Raw genomic sequence first — 16,580 nt, 5'->3', positions numbered from 1 at the left:
CGGTCAGGCCACAGCCGTCGACCTGCGGCCGAAGCGGCGACGCGTGCGGTGGCGGTCGATGGCCTTCTGGTAGACCGCGACGCGCAGGGCGGCGATCCGCTTCGGTTCCAGTTCCTCGGTGCCGACCCGGCCACGGGCGCCCACCGCGGCGGCGAGTTCCGGGTCGGTGAGGAAGGGCTCCAGCGCGTCGGCCAGGGCGGGTGCGTCCTCCGGCGGGACGACCGTGCCGCCCTCCCACTTCGCCACCCAGGTCGCGACGCCCGTGGTCGCGGTCGCGACGACCGGCCGACCCGAGGCCATACCCTCCAGGCCGGCGATGGAGAAGCTTTCGAACCGGCTCGGGACGACGACCGCCCGTGCCTCCTCGTACGCCTTGACGAGCTCGGGCCGGGTGAGGTGGCCCGCGAAGCGGCAGGTGACGCCGAGCTCGGCGGCGCGACGCGCCAGCCAGGTGCCGGTCGGGATGTCGTCGATGAGTCCGGACGACTGGCCCGCGAAGACCACCGTCGGCTTGACGCCGCGCTCGCCGAGCAGCGCGGCGGCCTCGATCAGCACGTCGAGGCCCTTGCGCCATTCGAGCCGGCCGACGACGAGCAGCGTCGGGTCGGTCTGCTGCGGCGGCGGCACGGCGACGTACGAGGAGCGGTCGAACGGGTAGGGGATCACGTCGGCGTCGGTGTTCTTCTTCAGCCAACCGAAGCCGCGCAGGGTGGTGACGATCAGCTCGGACGGAGCCGTCCGCGCGTCGGCGCGCAGCGCGGAGAACCGGTCGATCCGGTCCGCCAGCGCGCCCCTGCCGTGCAGCTCACCCTCACGCAGGCGGACGTCCATCATCGTCGGTGTGTGCAGGTGGATCACGAGGGGGACGTCGCGGCGCACCGCGGTGCGCAGGCCGCGGGTCTCGCCGTCCTGAGTCTCGATGACGTCGGGGTGCAGTCCGAGGCGGCGCAGCCAGAAAGCGTAGGAGACGGCGAGGACCACACGCAGGGACAGGGAATCGCGCGGATGGTTCTTGCCCTGAAACGACCGGCCCAGCGGGCCCAGATATCTGCTCACCGGCAAACGGAGCAACGGACGCCGGTACACCTTGACGCCGTCATGGTCCTCGTCGGTGCGGCGACGCCCCTGTGCACAGACTATATGGACCTGATGACCGAGCGCGGCCAGCGCGTGAGCGATGTCGTGCGTGTAGACACCCGCCCCATCCCAAATGATCGGCGGATACTGCTCGCACAAGAAGACGATCTCCATACCCATCCCCCACGGCGGCGAACTCCGGACGGCTCACCATAGCGCCAGCTTATCGAGCGCCCGCGGGGGGTTTCGGCCATTAGCAAACGCTGAGGATCTTAACATTGACGTAAGAGAAGCAACGCTCGGACACGGTCTGACCTGCGCGTTCAGCCCGCGGCCCAACCAGGGGCCACCAGGCCGGAATGCCTTCCCCTCCGGGTCGACCGGACGCACACAGACACGCAGGCGACACCGTCCGGACAGCCACGGCACACCCCGAACAGGCACAGCTCCCCGGACAACCACGGCTTTCCCCGGATGGCGCCGAGACCGACCGTACGGCGACGGACACCGAACGAAACCGGCCGACACCGGCCGGACAGCGGTGGATACCGGCCGGACAGCGGCGGGTCAGCGGGACGACACCAGCCGGAGACCGGCAGCCCGGCGGTCGGAACCCGGCCGCAACACCCGACGGCGGGGCCGCGGGGCGGGCAGGCCGTAGCCCCGGTCCCGGGTGTCCGGCCCGTACATCGCGGCCAGTCCGACAAGCGCCGCGAACAGCCCCAGCAGCAGGAGTTCAGGCATCGTGGACCCGCCCGAGATGGTCGAGATGCGAAAGCACCCCGAGCCGGCAGACGATAGCGCTATTGTCCATTGTCATGGTCAACGATAGCAGTATCGATCGGGTCGTGGGAGAGCTTCGCCGACTCGCGGACGACGGGGCCGTCGGCGAGAAGCTGCCCAGCACGCGGACGCTGCAGCAACGGCTCGGCGTCGGCCCGGTGACCGTGCAGCGGGCGCTGGGCCGGCTGGTCGCCGAGGGCCGGCTGGTGACCCGGCCCGGCGCGGGCACGTTCGTCTCGGCGCGACGCACCGTCCAGGCCAGCGACACCGACTGGCAGCAGGTCGCACTCGGTCCGAGCCCCGTGCAGACCTCCGGCCTCGACGTGCTGTTCCAACTCATGGGCAGCCCGGGATTCCAGCTGGGAGCCGGCTACCTCGATCCCGGGTTGCGGGCGGACACCCGGCTGGCCGCCGCCGCCAGCCGGGCGGCGCGGCGGCCGGACGCGTGGGCCAGCTCCCCCACGGCCGGCATCCCGGAGCTGCGGAGCTGGTTCGGCCGGCAGATCGGCGCCGAGCCGGAGAACGTGCTGATCACCCCGGGCAGCCAGGGCGCGCTGTCGGCGACGTTCCGCGCGATCCTGCCCGCCGGCCATCCCGTCCTGTTCGCCACCCCCACCTACCCCGGCGCGCTCGCCGTCGCCCGCAGCGCCGGGCACATCCCCATCCCGGTACCCGGCGACCGGGACGGAATCCGGCCCGAGCTGCTGCGCGAGGCGTTCGCGCGGACGTCGGCCCGGCTGCTGGTCATCCAGCCCACCTACGCCAACCCGGACGGCAGCGTGCTCGCGGCGCAGCGCCGCGGCGAGGTGCTCGACATCTGCCGGCGGGCCGGGGCGTTCATCGTCGAGGACGACTTCGCCCGCTGGCTCGGCTTCGCCGCCGTGACGCCGCCGCCCCCGCTGTGGCAGGACGACGACCACGGGCAGGTCATCACGATCCTCTCCCTGACCAAGGTGCTCGCCCCGAGCCTGCGGGTCGGCGCGGTCATCGCCCGCGGACCGGTGATGAGCCGGATCGCGGCCATGCGGATCGTCGACGACTCCTTCGTCGCCCGCCCGGTTCAGCACACGGCGATCGAGCTGGTCAGCGGGCCCGCCTGGGCGGCGCAGGTCCGGGCGGTGGGCGGCGCCCTGCGGGAGCGGGCCGCGGCCCTGGGCGCGGCGCTCGCCCGCGAGCTGCCCGAGTGCTCCTTCGCCCCGCCGCGCGGCGGGGTGAACCTCTTCCTGCGCCTGCCCCGCGGGATCGACGACCTCGCGGTGGCAACCAGCGCCGGGCGGCTCGGGGTGGCGGTGGCCCCGGGCCGGTTCTTCACCATCGGCGAGCAGGAGTCGGGCCACCTTCGCCTGTCCTATGCGGGCATCCGCAGCGAGGACATCCCGACCGCCGTCAGCCTGCTCGCGCAGGCCGTGCACGCGGTGGCCGAACGGACGCCCGGATTCGCGAACTGATCCACGAACGCCGCCGCCGGGACCGACCCGGGGCCTACGGCCGGCCGGGCGTCGCCGCGGCCTCCCGACCCGGGGCCGTCCCGGCCGGACGCGCCCCCCGGGCCGTAGATCCGACCTGGACCTGGATCTGGGCCACGGTGCCGGCGACCTCCCGCCACAGCGGCGGCAGCAGGGCGGCGGTGACCAGCGCCGCGATCGCGGCCAGCACGAACGGCAGCCGCGGATCGGCCGCGAACAGCGCCCCGGAGGCCAGCGCCGCGAACACGGTTGTGGCGGTCTGCGTCGTCGCGAACAGACCCTGGCCGCGGCCGGTACCGTCCCCCGCGGCACTCTCCTGGGCGAGCAGGGACTGGGCCGCGGGGTAGGCAACGGCGAGGGCCACCGCCTCCACGCAGCTCAGCAGGATGATGAGCGGGATCGAGTGCAGGAACGGGTAGCTGGCGACCGTCACCGACAGGACGAGCGTGGTCACCCCGATCAGCCGGCGCCGGTCACACCGGTCGGCGAGCCAGCCGGCGGGCCAGGCGAAGACGAGGTAGGGCAGCGCGAACAGGGTGAAGGTGAGGCCGATCAGCGTGGTGGACGCGCCGTCGCGCTCCATCAGCAGGCTCCAGCAGGTCTCGTAGACCCCGCTGATCAACCCGTCGCACCCGGCGACCAGCAGCAGCCCGAGGACGCCGCGGCGCAGCAGCAGCCGGGCCGGCGGGGCACCGCCCTGCGAACCCGGCGAGGTGCTGCTCCCCGCGGCGGCAGTCGAGATCGTGGGTTCACCCGTAACCGGGGCGGGCGCAGGAGCCGTGGCAACGGCGGGAACCGATCGGGCGCGGACGGTCGCGGGCAGGAGCCACAGCACCGGCAGCGACGCCAGCACCGCGGCCGCGCCGCTGCCCAGAAACACCAGGTCCATCCGGTGCTCGCCCGCGAATCCGCCGAGCAGCGGACCGAGTGCGACGCCGAGAAGCTGCCCGGTGTAGATGGCGCTGAACGCGCGGCCCTGCGCGCCGGGGGCGACCGTCGCGGCGACCGCGGTCAGCGCGGCGACCTCGAACGCGCCCGCGCCGGCGCCCTGCAGCACGCGCATGGCCGCGTCCATCCCGATCCCCGTCGAGGCGAACAGGCCGAGGCAGCCCGCGCCGTAGGCGGCGAGCCCGACGAGCAGCACCCCGCGGTGGCCGCGGGCCGCCGCCGCCCGCCCGGCGGCGTACTGCGACAGCAGAGCCCCAAGGAAGAACGCCGCCATCACGACCCCGACGCCGGCGGCGGAGATGTGCCGGTCGGCCAGGTAGAGCGGCAGCAGCGGGGCGATGGCGAAGGAACCGAGCCACTGCAGCAGCGTCGCGGCCGTCAGGACGGCGAGCAGGCGGCCCGGGCGGGACGGACCCGCCTGCGCCGATGCGCTCGCCTTGTCCATCTCTGGGTCCTACCCCGCGGGCGCGGCACCTGGCAACGTGGATACGGCCGGGCGAGAGACCGGCGGGCGAGCCGGTCCGGGCCCGGCGGGGACCTGACCTCGGTGCCACGGCCGGCGAGACGTGGGAGGTAGCGGTTATGACCATGCGACGCGGGACGCACGGATCCGGGCCGGCCGGCAGGGCGGTGCCCGACCGTTCGGCGCCGTTCGCCGAGAAGATGGCGTACTACCGGTCCCAGCACACCGGTCGGGCCATCCGGCTGACCCACCTGGTCGGCATCCCGGGGGTGGCCTTCGCGCTGCCGGTCGTGTTCGCCCGGCCCCGGATCGGCCTGCCGGTGTTCGCGGCGAGCTGGGCCGTGCAGATCGCCGGGCACGTGCTGTTCGAGCACAACCGTCCCGCGCTCGCCGACGGCCCCCTGACCTACCAGCTCTGCGGTCTGGCCAACTGGTGCGAGGAGGTGGCCGACCTGGTCGGCCGCGCTGGGGCAGCCGATCTGGTCAGCCGCGCAGGGGCAGCCGACCCGTGGGCGGCTGCGACTGGCCGCGGATCGGACCAGGCCTGAACCCGGGCGGCCCCGTGCCCTCCGCCGGCGCGGCCTCCGCCGCCCGGGTGACCTTGGGCTCGATCCGGCGCAGCATGACCGTGGTGAGTAGCAGCGCGATCACGCCGATGCCGATGCCGATCACGATGTCGAGCGCCCAGGTACCCGCGGTGTGTTCCCAGAGCCGGTCGGGACGATCGGTGCGCAGGGTCGGGTTGCCGAGCTTGCTCACCACGTTGATGTCGTCGGTGGACGCCAGCGCCGCGAACCCCCACCGGGCCGGGACGAGGTAGCTGATCTGCTCCAGCACGAGCCGCCCGGTCATGGAGGTCAGCCCGCCGGAGAACACGAGCTGCCCCATCGTGACCAGGACCAGGATCGGCATCGCCTTGTCCGCGTTGTCGATCAGGGTGGAGACGAACAGGCCGATCATCATCGACGCCAGCGCAGCGACGATCACCGCCAGCAGGCACTCCAGCAGCGGCGAGCCGAGGGCGGCGGCCTGCGGCGGAGTACGACCCACCACGGCGATGAGCGTGAAGACCAGGCACTGCGCGGTCGTGATGGCGGTCATCAGGATGATCTTCGAGCCGAGGTAGGCGGTGCGGGACAGCCCGATCGTCCGCTCCCGCCGGTAGATCGCGCGTTCCTTGACGATCTCCCTGATCGAGTTGGCCATCCCCATGAAGCAGGCGCACAGCACCAGCACGACGAGCACCTTGGTGGCGTCGGGGTTCGGTGACTGCGGTAGCGGCCCCAGGCCGTCGGGAGCCTTGAGCACCCGCGGCACGATGCCGAGCAGGAACGGGTAGGCGATGATCAGTCGCAGGTAGGACCGGTCGGCGAGGACGACCCGCCAGTACCGGCGGGTCAGCGTCGACAGCTGCGCGGTCACCGGCTGCTGGCGGACGCTGGGCAGCTCCGGTGGCGCCTTGCGCACCGCCGGCGCCACGACCGCGGAGGGCACGAAGAACTCCGACGCCCGGAAGCGGGCGGCCATCTCCTCGCCCGGGGTGGCCTCCAGTTCCCGGAACACTGCGGCGAACTCGCGGAAGTCCTGCTTGCCGAAGAAGCGTAGCGCCCCGTCGGCCGGGCCGAAGTAGGCGACGTGACCGCCGGGCGCAAGCACCAGGATGAAGTCACACAGGTCCAGGAACAGCACGCTGTGGGTGACGACGATGACGGTCCGGCCGCTCTCGTCGGTGGACCCGGCGCCGCCGCCCTTCGCGAGGCCGCGCAGCGTCTCCATCACCGACTGGTCGTTGGCCGGGTCGAGGCCGGAGGTCGGCTCGTCGAGGAAGAGCAGCGACGGTCGGGTGAGCAGTTCGAGCGCGACGCTGGTGCGCTTCTTCTGGCCGCCGGAGAGCCGGGAGACCCGGGTGTCGGCGTGCGCGGACAGCCCGAGCTGGCCGATGACCTCCTCGACCCGGGCGCGCCGCTCGTCCGCGGTCGTGTCGGCCGGGAAGCGCAGCTCCGAGCCGTAGAGCAGGGCCTCGCGCACGGTGAGCTGGTCGTGCAGGGGGTCGGCCTGGGGCACGTAGCCGATGCGGCGGCGCAGCTCGTCGTACTCGGCGTAGAGGTCCCGGCCGGCGTAGCGCACCGAGCCGCGGTCGGCGGGCCGGAAGCCGGTGAGCGCGTTGAGCAGGGTCGACTTGCCGGCACCGCTGGGGCCGACCACGCCGAGCAGGGACCGGCCGGGCAGCCGGAAGGTCATGTCGTGCATGAGCTGCTTGGTGCCGGCGAAGACGGAGACGTCCTGGACCTCGAAGGCGACGTCCCCGGAGTCGACGTACTCGACGAGCGAGCTGCCCTCGAGCTGGAACAGGTGATGGCCGATGGCGATGACGTCTCGCTGCATCACCGGGGCGCGGCCGATCCGGTGGCCGTTGACGAACGTGCCGTTCGCCGAGGCGAGGTCGACCAGCTCCACCCCGCCGAGTGAGATGTGCAGCTCGGCATGGTGACGGGAGGCGAGCAGGTCCCCGACGTTGATCTCGTTGTCGCGGGAGCGCCCCATCCGCATCCGGCCGGGACGGAGCGGATGCACGCGGCGACGATCGTGCACCACCGCGCTCTGCGCGGTCGCCTGATCGATCGACAGGCCCCCCGAGACCCCCGGCGCGACGCCGCCCGGACCCGACGGCTGCCCCGGCACGCCCGCCGCCACCGGCACCCCGGCCCCGACCGGCACCGCGTCTCCCCCCACGCCGCCGTCCCCGGGCCCGCCGCTGTTCCCGCCGGGACCGACCGATCCCACCGGCGCGGATGTCACCGGGGTGGGCGCGAAGGCCGCCAGGCCCTCGATGGAGATGGGTGCCGCGTCCGGCCCGCGGGTCGGGGCCGTCGGGGGGATGACCGGCCGGACCGGCTGGGGCAGGAGCACCACCTCCGGGCCATCCGCGGCGCCGAGGCGTAGCCGCAGCTCACCGACGATGTCGACGTTGCCCAGCCGGCGACCTTCGCACCACAGCCCGTTGGCGCTGATGTCCTCGACCCGCCAGCCGACCGCCGTCGGGTGCAGCACCAGATGCCGCCGCGACACCCGCCCGTCGTTGATGACAATGTCCGCCGACCGGGCCCGCCCCACCACGGCGGACACGTCGCCGGTGAGCGTCACCTCCCCGGCCGGGGTGTGGACGCGCAACGGGGTCCCAGACACCAGCACTCTCCCTCGATCGCCAGACGCACCATAGTGTGCCTGCGCGAGGGTCGTTTTCTGGCCTCCTTCCGCTACATGTCCGAAAGCCGACCGTCATCCACCCGGCAGGGCCGCCAAGCGGCGGATCAGCGGAACTCCCGCCCCCCGGAACCAGCCTCCCGACCAGGAGTTCCGGGCTCCCGACCGGCTGCCCCAGCCCCCCGGCCAGGCGCTTCGGCCTCCCGGCCCGTCGAACCGGCGAACCGGGCGTCCGACCCGGTCTCCTGACCGCCTGCCTGCCCGCGGTCGACGCCTTCGTCACCGGTGGTCAGACCGCCCTGACCGACGCGTCCGGACGCCGTCGGCGTCGCGCCCTCCGAGAACTCGGCGGGGCGCCGGCTGCCCGCCCCGATCTCATCGCGGTCACCCACAGTGATCTCGATGTGTCGTGGCCGGCTGCGGCGCGCCTTGGGCAGGGTCACCGTGAGGATCCCGTCGGCCAGGTTGGCCGAGACACCCTCGATGTCGACCTCGCCGGGCAGGGCGATCCGATGCTCGAAGCGGCCGACACGGCGGGACCGGCGGCGCACGACACCGGTCCGCTCACGCTCGCCGATCTCTCCGGTGACGTGGAGCTCGTCGTCGCGCAGATCGATCGAGACATCCTCGCGGCGGACGCCGGGCAGCTCCAGCTCGACGACGTAGGCGTCGTCGGTCTCCTCGATGTCGACCGGCAGCGCCGCCCCCGCCAGCACGCCCAGCGGCCGGCCGGAGCCGCCCGCGACGTCACCGAGCAGGCTGCCCATCCGGCTCCAGGCCTCCTCGATCTCGCGGAAGGGATCCCAGCGGCCCAGGGTGGCCCCGCTGTCGGGCGTGCCTCGGGTGGAGAGTGCCATCACTCCCACCTCCATCATGATCACAGAATGTGAATGGGTAACTACCTTCGGGTCGATACCCGGCGACTCTGGGCCGGCAAACCGGTGGTATCAGTCACGATGGTGGCGTGGCCGGGGAGTGAGGTGTGGCCGGAGATGGGCGGGGTGGCCGGAAGCGGTGAGAGGGCTGGGAGCGGTGGGGCGGAGTCGGTGAGCGGCAGGGGGTCGCCGCAGCGCGGCTCCGCCCGACAGGCGCGCCGGTTCCAGCCGCACAGTCTGCCGACCCGGATCGGCGACGATCCGCGGCAGGCCCGCTGGGCAGACGCGATGAAGACGGTGCTCAACCTCGAGCAGATCAGCCTGCCCGCGCTCGCCGAACGGGTGGCCGGCCCGCTTGATCTGCAGGGCACCCACAAGCTGCGCCGTTGGCTGAGCAACGAGACGACCGTTCCGGCGCACGCGATCATCGAGCTTGCCCGGGCGGTGGGCGGCCACGAGAGCGACATGCTCGCCTCCTACGGCCTGCGCAGCCCCTCCATCAGCAAACTCGTCCGCCGGGCCGAGGAGGCCGAGGAGCGGGAGCGGCAGCTTCGCGTCCGGGCCGCTCAGGAGGGCCGGACCACCGGCGGCGCGCTGTTCGCGGCAGCGGCGGCGGCGGACGGGCGATGGTCGGTGACCGTGCGGCCACACTGGCGAGGACGGCGCCACCGCTGCCACTTCGCCGATCACGTCCTGCTCGAACGCGTCGACGCGATCAGCGAGCGGGCCGACGCCGAGCGGGACTTCGCCGAGGTCTTCGAGCGGACCGCGGCGAGCTGGGATGCCACGCCGCTGCTGGTCGAGGGGTTGCCCGCGGGCCCACTGCCGCCGCTGATCGTCCACCGCTTCACGGCGCCGCACGAGCCCACGGCCCACCACGCCCCCACCGATGCGTCCGGGGTCGGCGCGCAGGGCATCGTCGTCACCGGCCTGCAGTGGACCGGCTCCTACACGGTCGCGGCGCTGCTGGCCAAGGCGCTCGGCTGGGGCCTGGGCAGCTTCGCCCGGGCGGCCCGGTCGGTGCACGGCGGGGCGCAGCTCGACTTCGCCCTCGCCGACGAGATCATGCAGGACTGGCTGCGCCGCCCGGACAACTCCCCGCGCCGGGTCTGGGCACACGTGCTCACCGAGCCACCGCAGCCGAGCGCGCCGAGCGCGCGGCTGCTCGGGGATGCCGGGCCCGACGTGCGGGTGGTCATGGTGGTGCCGGAGCCGGAGCTCATCGAGATCATCGCGGCGCTGTCGGGTAGTGCTCCGGCGGAGCTGGCCGCGCAGTGCAGGGCCTGGGGTGAGCTGCTCGCGCCGCATCCCCGACTGCTGCACGTGCCCGCGCCCGCCCCGCGCGCGCCCGACGGCTCGGTGCTGCGGGCCGGTGATCCCCGCTTCCTCGACGCCTACTTCGACGCCTCCGTCGACGCGGCGTTCGACGCCCTGCGCCAGCTCGCGGGCGACCGGCCGGTCAGCACGCTCGTCCCGGCGCAGGCTCGGCTGAGCGACCCTTTCGCGGCTCTGGTCACGGGCGGCGCTCAGGCCGCGAGCAGCAACGATCCCACGCCACGGCCGCCGGCAGCACCGGTGACCTCGGCCTCTCCGGTGACCTCAGCAGCACCGGTGACCTCAGCAGCACCGGCCGCACCGGCATCTCCGGCGACACCGCTGTCAGCGGGTCCGTTGCCCTCGGCCATCGGCGCCGCGGGCTGAGCGGCGCGCCGCAGCGCGTCGGCCAGGTCGTCGTCGGCGGCCCGCGCGGCGGCCGGGCCGAACGCCTCGACCAGCGCCACGCGCAGCGCGCGAACCGCGACGGCGCCCGTGCCGTGCAGGCCGGCGACGGTCGCCGTGAGCCCGACGATCCGGTAGCCGGCGACCTCCCGCCGCACCGCCTCGGCGGCCGGCGCCGCTTCACCGTCCGCCGGCCAGAGCGCCCGGGCCGACGCCAGCCCGGCGCGCCCGTCAGTCTCGCCATCCCACCGGCCGCCCCATCGGTCATCCCACCGGTCGGGTTCCCGGGTGCGCCCGTCGAGCCGCGCGCCGCCGCCCGCGAAGGCGCTCACCGGCGGCACGACGGGCGCCTTGTCGGCCAGCGGTCGCGCGAGGTAGCGCCGGTGGCGCCGGGGCGAGGTCGCCTCGACGGCCGCCGTCACCCGGTGGATCCAGGCCGCCATCTCGGCCGGGGTGGTGCCGTAGCGGTCGGCCCAGGCGGACAGGGGCCAGCCGGTGCCGTCGACGGCGGGCACATCGCTGCCCAGCCACGTCATCAGGTGCGCCAGCAGGGCCCGGTCGGCGGGCTCGGGCAGCGCCTCGTGCGCCCACGCCGCGTCGGGCACCCGTTCGGGCCGCTGCTGCAGGCCGTGGGCGCGCCGCCGGTCGCGGTGCAGCTCGCCGAGGGCCGAGCGCACGACCCGGACGAGGTAGCCGTGCGCAACGACAGGATCCCGCCGGCCCAGACGGTCGACGACCCTTTCCAGCAGGGGCACGGCGTCGTCGAAGCAGCCGAGGTCGCAGGCGGCGAGGACGCCGGTCTGGACCGCTCGCGGCCCGGCGGGACAGGGCGTCCCGCCGTGGCGCGCCGACCGGCGGGACAGGGTGTCGTTGACCGCGCGGACGGCGGCCGCGAACGTCATCTGTTCCATATGTTCCGAGCGTGCCGGCTCAGCCACGCTCACGGACTCCCGCGAAGTGCCGAGTTGACCGGTGCGGCCGGCAGATTCTGCCAGTCCCAGCCTCGGCCACATCGGCCAGTCCGAGCACCGGCCGCGGGCCGGGCCGCCCGCGCGCGATCCCGGCCGGCCCGCCTCGCGTGGCCGCGCAGCGATGCCGGGCCGGCCACGCGCACGTCGCCACGCCCTACGCTGCATGCTGTGTCCACCGAGCCGGGCGAGCAGGCCCTCGAACAGGTCATCGCCGCCCGGGTCCGCGAGTACCGCCTCGCCGCCGCGCTGTCGGTCGCGGAGCTCGCGCGGCGCACCGAGATGTCCAAGGCGATGCTCTCGAAGATCGAGAATGCCCAGACGTCCTGCAGCCTGTCCACCCTGGGCCGGCTCGCCGCCGGACTCGGCGTCCCCGTGACGGCGCTGTTCCGCGGCGTCGACGACGAGCGGGAGGCGGTGTTCGTGCCCGCCGGGCACGGCGCCCGGATCGTGCGCCGCGGCAGCCGGGTCGGCCACCTCTACGAGCTGCTGGGCACCCTGCGCGAAGGAAGCAGGCGGATGGAGCCCCTGCTGGTCACCCTGACCGAGGCCAGCGAGGTCTTCCCGCTGTTCCAGCACGAGGGCACCGAGTTCCTCTACGTCCTCGACGGCGTGCTGGAGTACGGCCACGGCGAGGCTCGCTACGTGCTGCACCCCGGCGACGCGCTGATGTTCGACGGCCAGGGCCCGCACGGCCCGGTCCGCCTGCTGAAGCTCCCGATCCGCTTCCTGTCGGTCACCGCCTACGGCTCCCACGACGTCGCCTGACGCCCTGCCGCGTGCACCGCGCGGCCGGTTCAGCGCATCTGGCCGGCGCAGGCGTAGGGATGCGGGCTGACCAGGGGGGCGTTCTCCGCGAAGCGGGAGAGGCGGAAGTCGGCGGCGGGGATGAGGGGATGACTGGAGTCCCCGTCGACGACGAGATCCGCGACGAGCTCACCGACCGCGACCGAAATCTTGAACCCGTGGCCGCTGAACCCCGCCGCGACGAACAGTCCGTCGACCGGCGTCGCCGAGATGATCGGGTTGTAGTCGGGGGTGACGTCGTAGCACCCGGCGTAGGACGACGACAGCGCCACCTCGGGCAGGCCTGGGAAGCGATGGGCGAACCGGCCGACGGCACGCTCCACGTACTGCGGGTCCGCGACACCCGGGTAGGCGTCGGGGTCGACCCACTGCGGGCGGCTGTGGTCGCTGTTGCCGACCAGCAGGTCGCCGGAGGGTTCCGGGCGCACGTACTGCAGGCCGACCAGGTCGGACAGCACCGGCACGGGCCCGACCGGCGCGCCCGGCGCCACCATCAGGATCTGCTCCCGCTGGGCCCGCAACGGCAGGTCGATGCCGACCCCGGCGGCCAGCGCCGCCGACCACACGCCCGCCGCGAGCACGACCGCGCCGGCGGCGATCCGGCTGCCGTCGGCGAGCTCGACCCCGACCACTCGCCCGCTCTCGCCCACGCCGGCGCCCCCGTCCCCATCCCCGCCTTCGCCCCTGCCTTCACCCGAGGTCAGGATGCGTGTCACCGGGGCGCCCTGGCGGACCCGGACCCCGCCCTGGCGGGCCGCGGCCAGATAGGCGTGGCAGGTCCGGTAGGCGTCGCCGTAGCCGCCGCGCGGCTCGTAGGCGAACGCGGCGAAGTCGGCGAGGTTCGCCGCCGGCCACAGCTCGGCGACCTCCGCGGGATCGGCGAGGCGGGTGTCGATGCCGACCGCCGCCGCCGCCTCGACGTTGGCCGCCAGCGCCGCGGCGTCCCCCGGCCCGACCCCGACGACATAGCCGACCTGCTCGAAGCCGACCCCGTCGGCCACCCCGAGGATCTCGGCGGCGTGGGTGAACAGCTGCACGCCGTGCCAGGCCATCACGGCGAGCGAACGCACCCCGTAGTGGCAGCGGACGATGCCGCTGGACCGGCCCGTCCCCCCGGAGCCGACGGTGGCCCGTTCGAGGACCAGCACGTTGCACACGCCCTTGCGCGTCAGCGCCCAGGCGGCCGCGGCCCCCTCGATGCCGCCGCCGACGATGACGACGTCGGCGCTCCCCTGCACGGTCATCGGCCGGGAATCCAGTCGGTTCCGGCCAGCGGCACCCCGGCCATCGCCGCCGCCTCGACGGTGAGCGCGACGAGATCCTCGGGTTCGAGGCGGTGCACGTCGCTCTTGCCGCAGGCGCGGGCCAGCATCGTCGTCTCCATCGCCAGCGCCCGCAGGTAGTTGGCCACCCGATGGGCGCCGAGCCGCGGGTCGAGGCGGGCGGTCAGCTCGTCGTCCTGGGTGGCGACGCCGACCGGGCAACGGCCGGTGTGGCAGTGCGTGCAGTGGCCCGGCGCGGTGCCGAGCGCGGCGTACTCCGGCGTCACGTCGACCTCCACGCCGGGGAAGGGCACACCGGCGAGGGTCGCGTCGGCCGGGGTCTCGTCCGGGTCGTCGAGGCGGCGGTAGGTCGGGGCGTTGCAGCCCAGTGCGACGAGGGGGGCGACGCCGAGGGAGACGGCGTCCGCGCCGAGCGCGAGCGCCTTGGCGACGTCGGCGCCGGTGCGGATGCCACCCGAGATGATCAGTCCCACCTCGCCGGTGAGCCGCAGGTCGGCCAGGGCCGCGGCGGCGAGGCGCACCGCGGCGAGGGTGGGGATCCCGGTGTGCTCGATGAAGGCGTCCTGGGTGGCACCGGTGCCGCCCTGCATCCCGTCGACGACGACGACGTCGGCCCCGGCGGCGACGGCGAGGCGCACGTCGTGGTCCACCCTGGTCGCGCCGATCTTGACGTAGACGGGCACCTGCCAGTCGGTGACCTCGCGGATCTCCTCAATCTTGATCTTGAGGTCGTCGGGCCCCGTCCAGTCCGGGTGCCGGCTGGCCGAGCGTTGGTCGACCCCCTCGGGCAGGGTGCGCATTCCCGCCACCCGGGCACCGACCTTCTGCCCGAGCAACATCCCGCCGCCGCCCGGCTTCGCCCCCTGACCGAGCACGATCTCCACCGCGTCGGCGGCGCGCAGATCCGCCGGGTTGAAGCCGTAGCGCGAGGGCAGGCACTGGTACACCAGAGTCGTCGAGGCCGACCGCTCCTCCGGCGTCATTCCGCCGTCGCCCGTCGTCGTGGACGTGCCGACCAACGAAGCCGCGCGGCCCAACGCCTCCTTCGCCTGCGCCGACAGCGAGCCGAACGACATCCCCGCGATGGTGATCGGGATGTCGAGGACCACCGGGCGGGCGGCGCGGCGGGCGCCGAGGACGGTCCGCGTGTCGCAGCGCTCCCGGTAGCCCTCCAGCGGGTAGCGCGAGGCGCTGGCGGTGAGCAGCAGCAGGTCGTCGAAGTCCGGGACGGCGCGTCGCGCGCCCCAGCCGCGGATCGGGTAGCGCCCCAGCTCCGCCCGCTCGCGGATTTCGGCGAGCACCGGGGGGCCGAAGGTGTGGTGCGGCGGGTACCGCTCGTCCGCGGGCGGCGGCTGCGGGTGCGGCTGCGGGTGCCGACCGTCGATCGTGTCGGGGTGGGGCATCGTCGACTCCGATCAGTAGGCGCCGTGATGGGCGGTGTCGAAGTGGTAGAGCCGGCGGGCCGACGCCACCCGGGTGACGTTCTCCGGATCGACGTGGTCGAAGCCGGCCTGCGCCGCCAGGACCCGCACCGCGGCGACGTCGGCGGCGGTGAGGTCGCAGATCCGGGCGTCGGTGCCGAGGCTGCGCACGCGCCCGGCCACGTAGATCACCGCCTCGTAGAGGGAGTCGCCGAGGGCCTCGCCCGCGTCGCCGCCGACGAGGATCGTTCCTGCCTGGGCCAGGAACGCGCAGTACCGGCCGACGTCCCCGGCGACCGCGAGCCGCCCGCCCTTGAGCGAGATCCCGGCGCGCAGCGACGCGTCGCCCTCGACGACGACGAGCCCGCCGTGCGCGGACGCGGCCGCGCTCTGGCTGGCCGCGCCCCGGACCCGCACGGTGCCGGACATCAGGTTCTCCCCCGCGCCCCAGCCGACCGGACCGTCCACGGTCACCTCGGCCGCCTCGCCGAGGCCGCCGACGTAGTAGCCGGCGGGTCCCGCGATCGTCACCCGGACCGCCCGGGTGAGCCCCACCGCCAGGTTGTGCCGGCCGGCGGGGTTGACCAGCCGGGCCCGCGCGCCGTCCGGCAGCGACCGCAGCGCCGCGTTGACGTGCCGGGTCGCCATCTCGGCCAGGTCGAGGACGAGCTCTGCGGGCGCCGCCCTCTCGGCCGTTTCGGCGCCAGCACCGGTGGCGCCGGTCAGTTCGCCCACAGGTAGACCTCCTCCGGCTCGGGTTCGTACACCGCCGCGTCGGCGAGTCCCGGCAGGCCGAGCAGGGCCCGGTACTCCGACACCATCGCCACCCACCGGTCGGTCTCGGCGATGATCGCCGGCTTGCACGCGATCGGGTCGCGGACGACCGCGAAACTGTCCGCGGTGGTCACGGCGAGGGTGAAGAAGCCGTCGAAGGTCGCGGTGAGCCGGCGCAGGGCCGCGGCCAGGTCGTCGCCGGCGGCCAGCCGCGCGGCGAGGTAGTGGGCGGCGACCTCGGAGTCGTTGTCGGTCTCGGTGGTCACGCCCGCCTCGGCGAGCCGGCGCCGGATGGTGGCGTGGTTGGCGAACGACCCGTTGTGGACCAGGCAGAGCGTCGTGTCCACCGGCGTCGCTCCCAGCCCCGGCACGGCGGCGGGGACGATCGGCGTCGCGGCACCGGAGGCGGGGCCGATCGGCGTCGCCGGGATGGTCGCCCGTGCGCCGCAGGCGGGCGCGGGTGGACGGACCGCGAACGGGTGGCAGTGCGCGGCGGTGACCGCGGATTCGGTCGCCATCCGGGTGTGCGCAAGCGCGCGGACCCCGGACCGGCCGGCGAGGCCGATCCGGGTGGCGAACGCGACCGGGTCACCGACCGCCTTGAGGACCTCCAGCCCGTCGGAGTGGATGGCGACCCCCGCCGAGTCCGGGCCGCGTTCGGCGACACCGCGCAGCATGCCCGCGATCATGGCGCCGAGCCGATGCCGGTAGGTGTCGTCCTTCAGGTGCAGGCCCGCGATGCCACACATGCCGACGCCTCTCCTCTCGCCCGCGGACACTCCCGTCGCCCGC

Annotated in this window: 13 protein-coding genes; 4 read left to right on the top strand and 9 right to left on the bottom strand. The window is 74.2% G+C overall.

Annotation, left to right across the window (positions count from 1 at the left end):
* Positions 1 to 3: 3 nt before the first annotated feature.
* On the bottom strand, positions 4 to 1,251 hold the full coding sequence (locus FRAAL_RS08215) for a glycosyltransferase family 4 protein (protein ID WP_041939015.1): 1,248 nt from the start codon (positions 1,249 to 1,251) through the stop codon (positions 4 to 6).
* 393 nt (positions 1,252 to 1,644) lie between these two features.
* A complete protein-coding gene (locus FRAAL_RS32850; RefSeq protein ID WP_011603077.1) occupies positions 1,645 to 1,821 on the bottom strand; it encodes a hypothetical protein in 177 nt (58 codons plus the stop codon).
* Between the two features lie 74 nt (positions 1,822 to 1,895).
* Here FRAAL_RS32850 and FRAAL_RS08210 point away from each other — a divergent pair, with 74 nt between their 5' ends.
* Positions 1,896 to 3,308: an aminotransferase-like domain-containing protein gene (locus FRAAL_RS08210; protein WP_011603076.1), complete on the top strand. Its 1,413-nt coding sequence runs from the start codon at positions 1,896 to 1,898 to the stop codon at positions 3,306 to 3,308.
* Between the two features lie 34 nt (positions 3,309 to 3,342).
* Here the strand turns inward: FRAAL_RS08210 and FRAAL_RS08205 are convergent, their stop codons facing one another.
* The gene (locus tag FRAAL_RS08205; protein ID WP_011603075.1) at positions 3,343 to 4,719 is read right to left on the bottom strand and encodes an MFS transporter; all 1,377 of its coding nucleotides are present in this window, start codon (positions 4,717 to 4,719) and stop codon (positions 3,343 to 3,345) included.
* Between the two features lie 137 nt (positions 4,720 to 4,856).
* On the opposite strand from FRAAL_RS08205, the gene FRAAL_RS08200 reads away from it, so the two are divergent.
* The gene (locus tag FRAAL_RS08200; protein ID WP_050997047.1) at positions 4,857 to 5,285 is read left to right on the top strand and encodes a DUF962 domain-containing protein; all 429 of its coding nucleotides are present in this window, start codon (positions 4,857 to 4,859) and stop codon (positions 5,283 to 5,285) included.
* Here FRAAL_RS08200 and FRAAL_RS08195 read toward each other — a convergent pair.
* Positions 5,221 to 7,923, bottom strand: coding sequence for an ATP-binding cassette domain-containing protein (locus tag FRAAL_RS08195; protein ID WP_085949707.1), 2,703 nt, complete (start codon positions 7,921 to 7,923; stop codon positions 5,221 to 5,223). The genes FRAAL_RS08200 and FRAAL_RS08195 overlap by 65 nt on opposite strands.
* 125 nt (positions 7,924 to 8,048) lie before the next feature.
* The gene (locus FRAAL_RS08190; protein ID WP_041939014.1) at positions 8,049 to 8,798 is read right to left on the bottom strand and encodes an Hsp20/alpha crystallin family protein; all 750 of its coding nucleotides are present in this window, start codon (positions 8,796 to 8,798) and stop codon (positions 8,049 to 8,051) included.
* A 189-nt stretch (positions 8,799 to 8,987) separates the two neighbouring features.
* On the opposite strand from FRAAL_RS08190, the gene FRAAL_RS08185 reads away from it, so the two are divergent.
* Both FRAAL_RS08185 and FRAAL_RS08180 read left to right on the top strand, forming a co-directional pair.
* Complete coding sequence (locus FRAAL_RS08185; protein WP_231861574.1) at positions 8,988 to 10,517, top strand: hypothetical protein; 1,530 nt, start codon at positions 8,988 to 8,990, stop codon at positions 10,515 to 10,517.
* A 1,157-nt stretch (positions 10,518 to 11,674) separates the two neighbouring features.
* Positions 11,675 to 12,271 (top strand): helix-turn-helix domain-containing protein, encoded by a 597-nt coding sequence (locus tag FRAAL_RS08180; RefSeq protein ID WP_011603069.1) that lies wholly within the window; start codon positions 11,675 to 11,677, stop codon positions 12,269 to 12,271.
* Between the two features lie 29 nt (positions 12,272 to 12,300).
* Here the strand turns inward: FRAAL_RS08180 and FRAAL_RS08175 are convergent, their stop codons facing one another.
* The 4 genes from FRAAL_RS08175 to FRAAL_RS31470 are packed head-to-tail and all read right to left on the bottom strand — an operon-like array spanning position 12,301 to position 16,537.
* Positions 12,301 to 13,554 (bottom strand): NAD(P)/FAD-dependent oxidoreductase, encoded by a 1,254-nt coding sequence (locus FRAAL_RS08175; RefSeq protein WP_041939013.1) that lies wholly within the window; start codon positions 13,552 to 13,554, stop codon positions 12,301 to 12,303.
* Complete coding sequence (locus FRAAL_RS08170; protein WP_011603067.1) at positions 13,551 to 14,996, bottom strand: FMN-binding glutamate synthase family protein; 1,446 nt, start codon at positions 14,994 to 14,996, stop codon at positions 13,551 to 13,553. Before FRAAL_RS08170 ends, FRAAL_RS08175 begins: the two co-directional genes overlap by 4 nt.
* Before the next feature lie 12 nt (positions 14,997 to 15,008).
* Positions 15,009 to 15,749 (bottom strand): glutamate synthase, encoded by a 741-nt coding sequence (locus tag FRAAL_RS08165; RefSeq protein WP_197537254.1) that lies wholly within the window; start codon positions 15,747 to 15,749, stop codon positions 15,009 to 15,011.
* Positions 15,737 to 16,537: a class II glutamine amidotransferase domain-containing protein gene (locus FRAAL_RS31470; RefSeq protein ID WP_083866734.1), complete on the bottom strand. Its 801-nt coding sequence runs from the start codon at positions 16,535 to 16,537 to the stop codon at positions 15,737 to 15,739. The genes FRAAL_RS08165 and FRAAL_RS31470 overlap by 13 nt, the downstream gene beginning before the upstream one ends.
* Positions 16,538 to 16,580 lie beyond the last annotated feature (43 nt).

It is taken from the genome of Frankia alni ACN14a (assembly GCF_000058485.1).
Taxonomy (GTDB): domain Bacteria; phylum Actinomycetota; class Actinomycetes; order Frankiales; family Frankiaceae; genus Frankia; species Frankia alni.
This window is presented reverse-complemented; position numbering and strand designations above follow the sequence as displayed.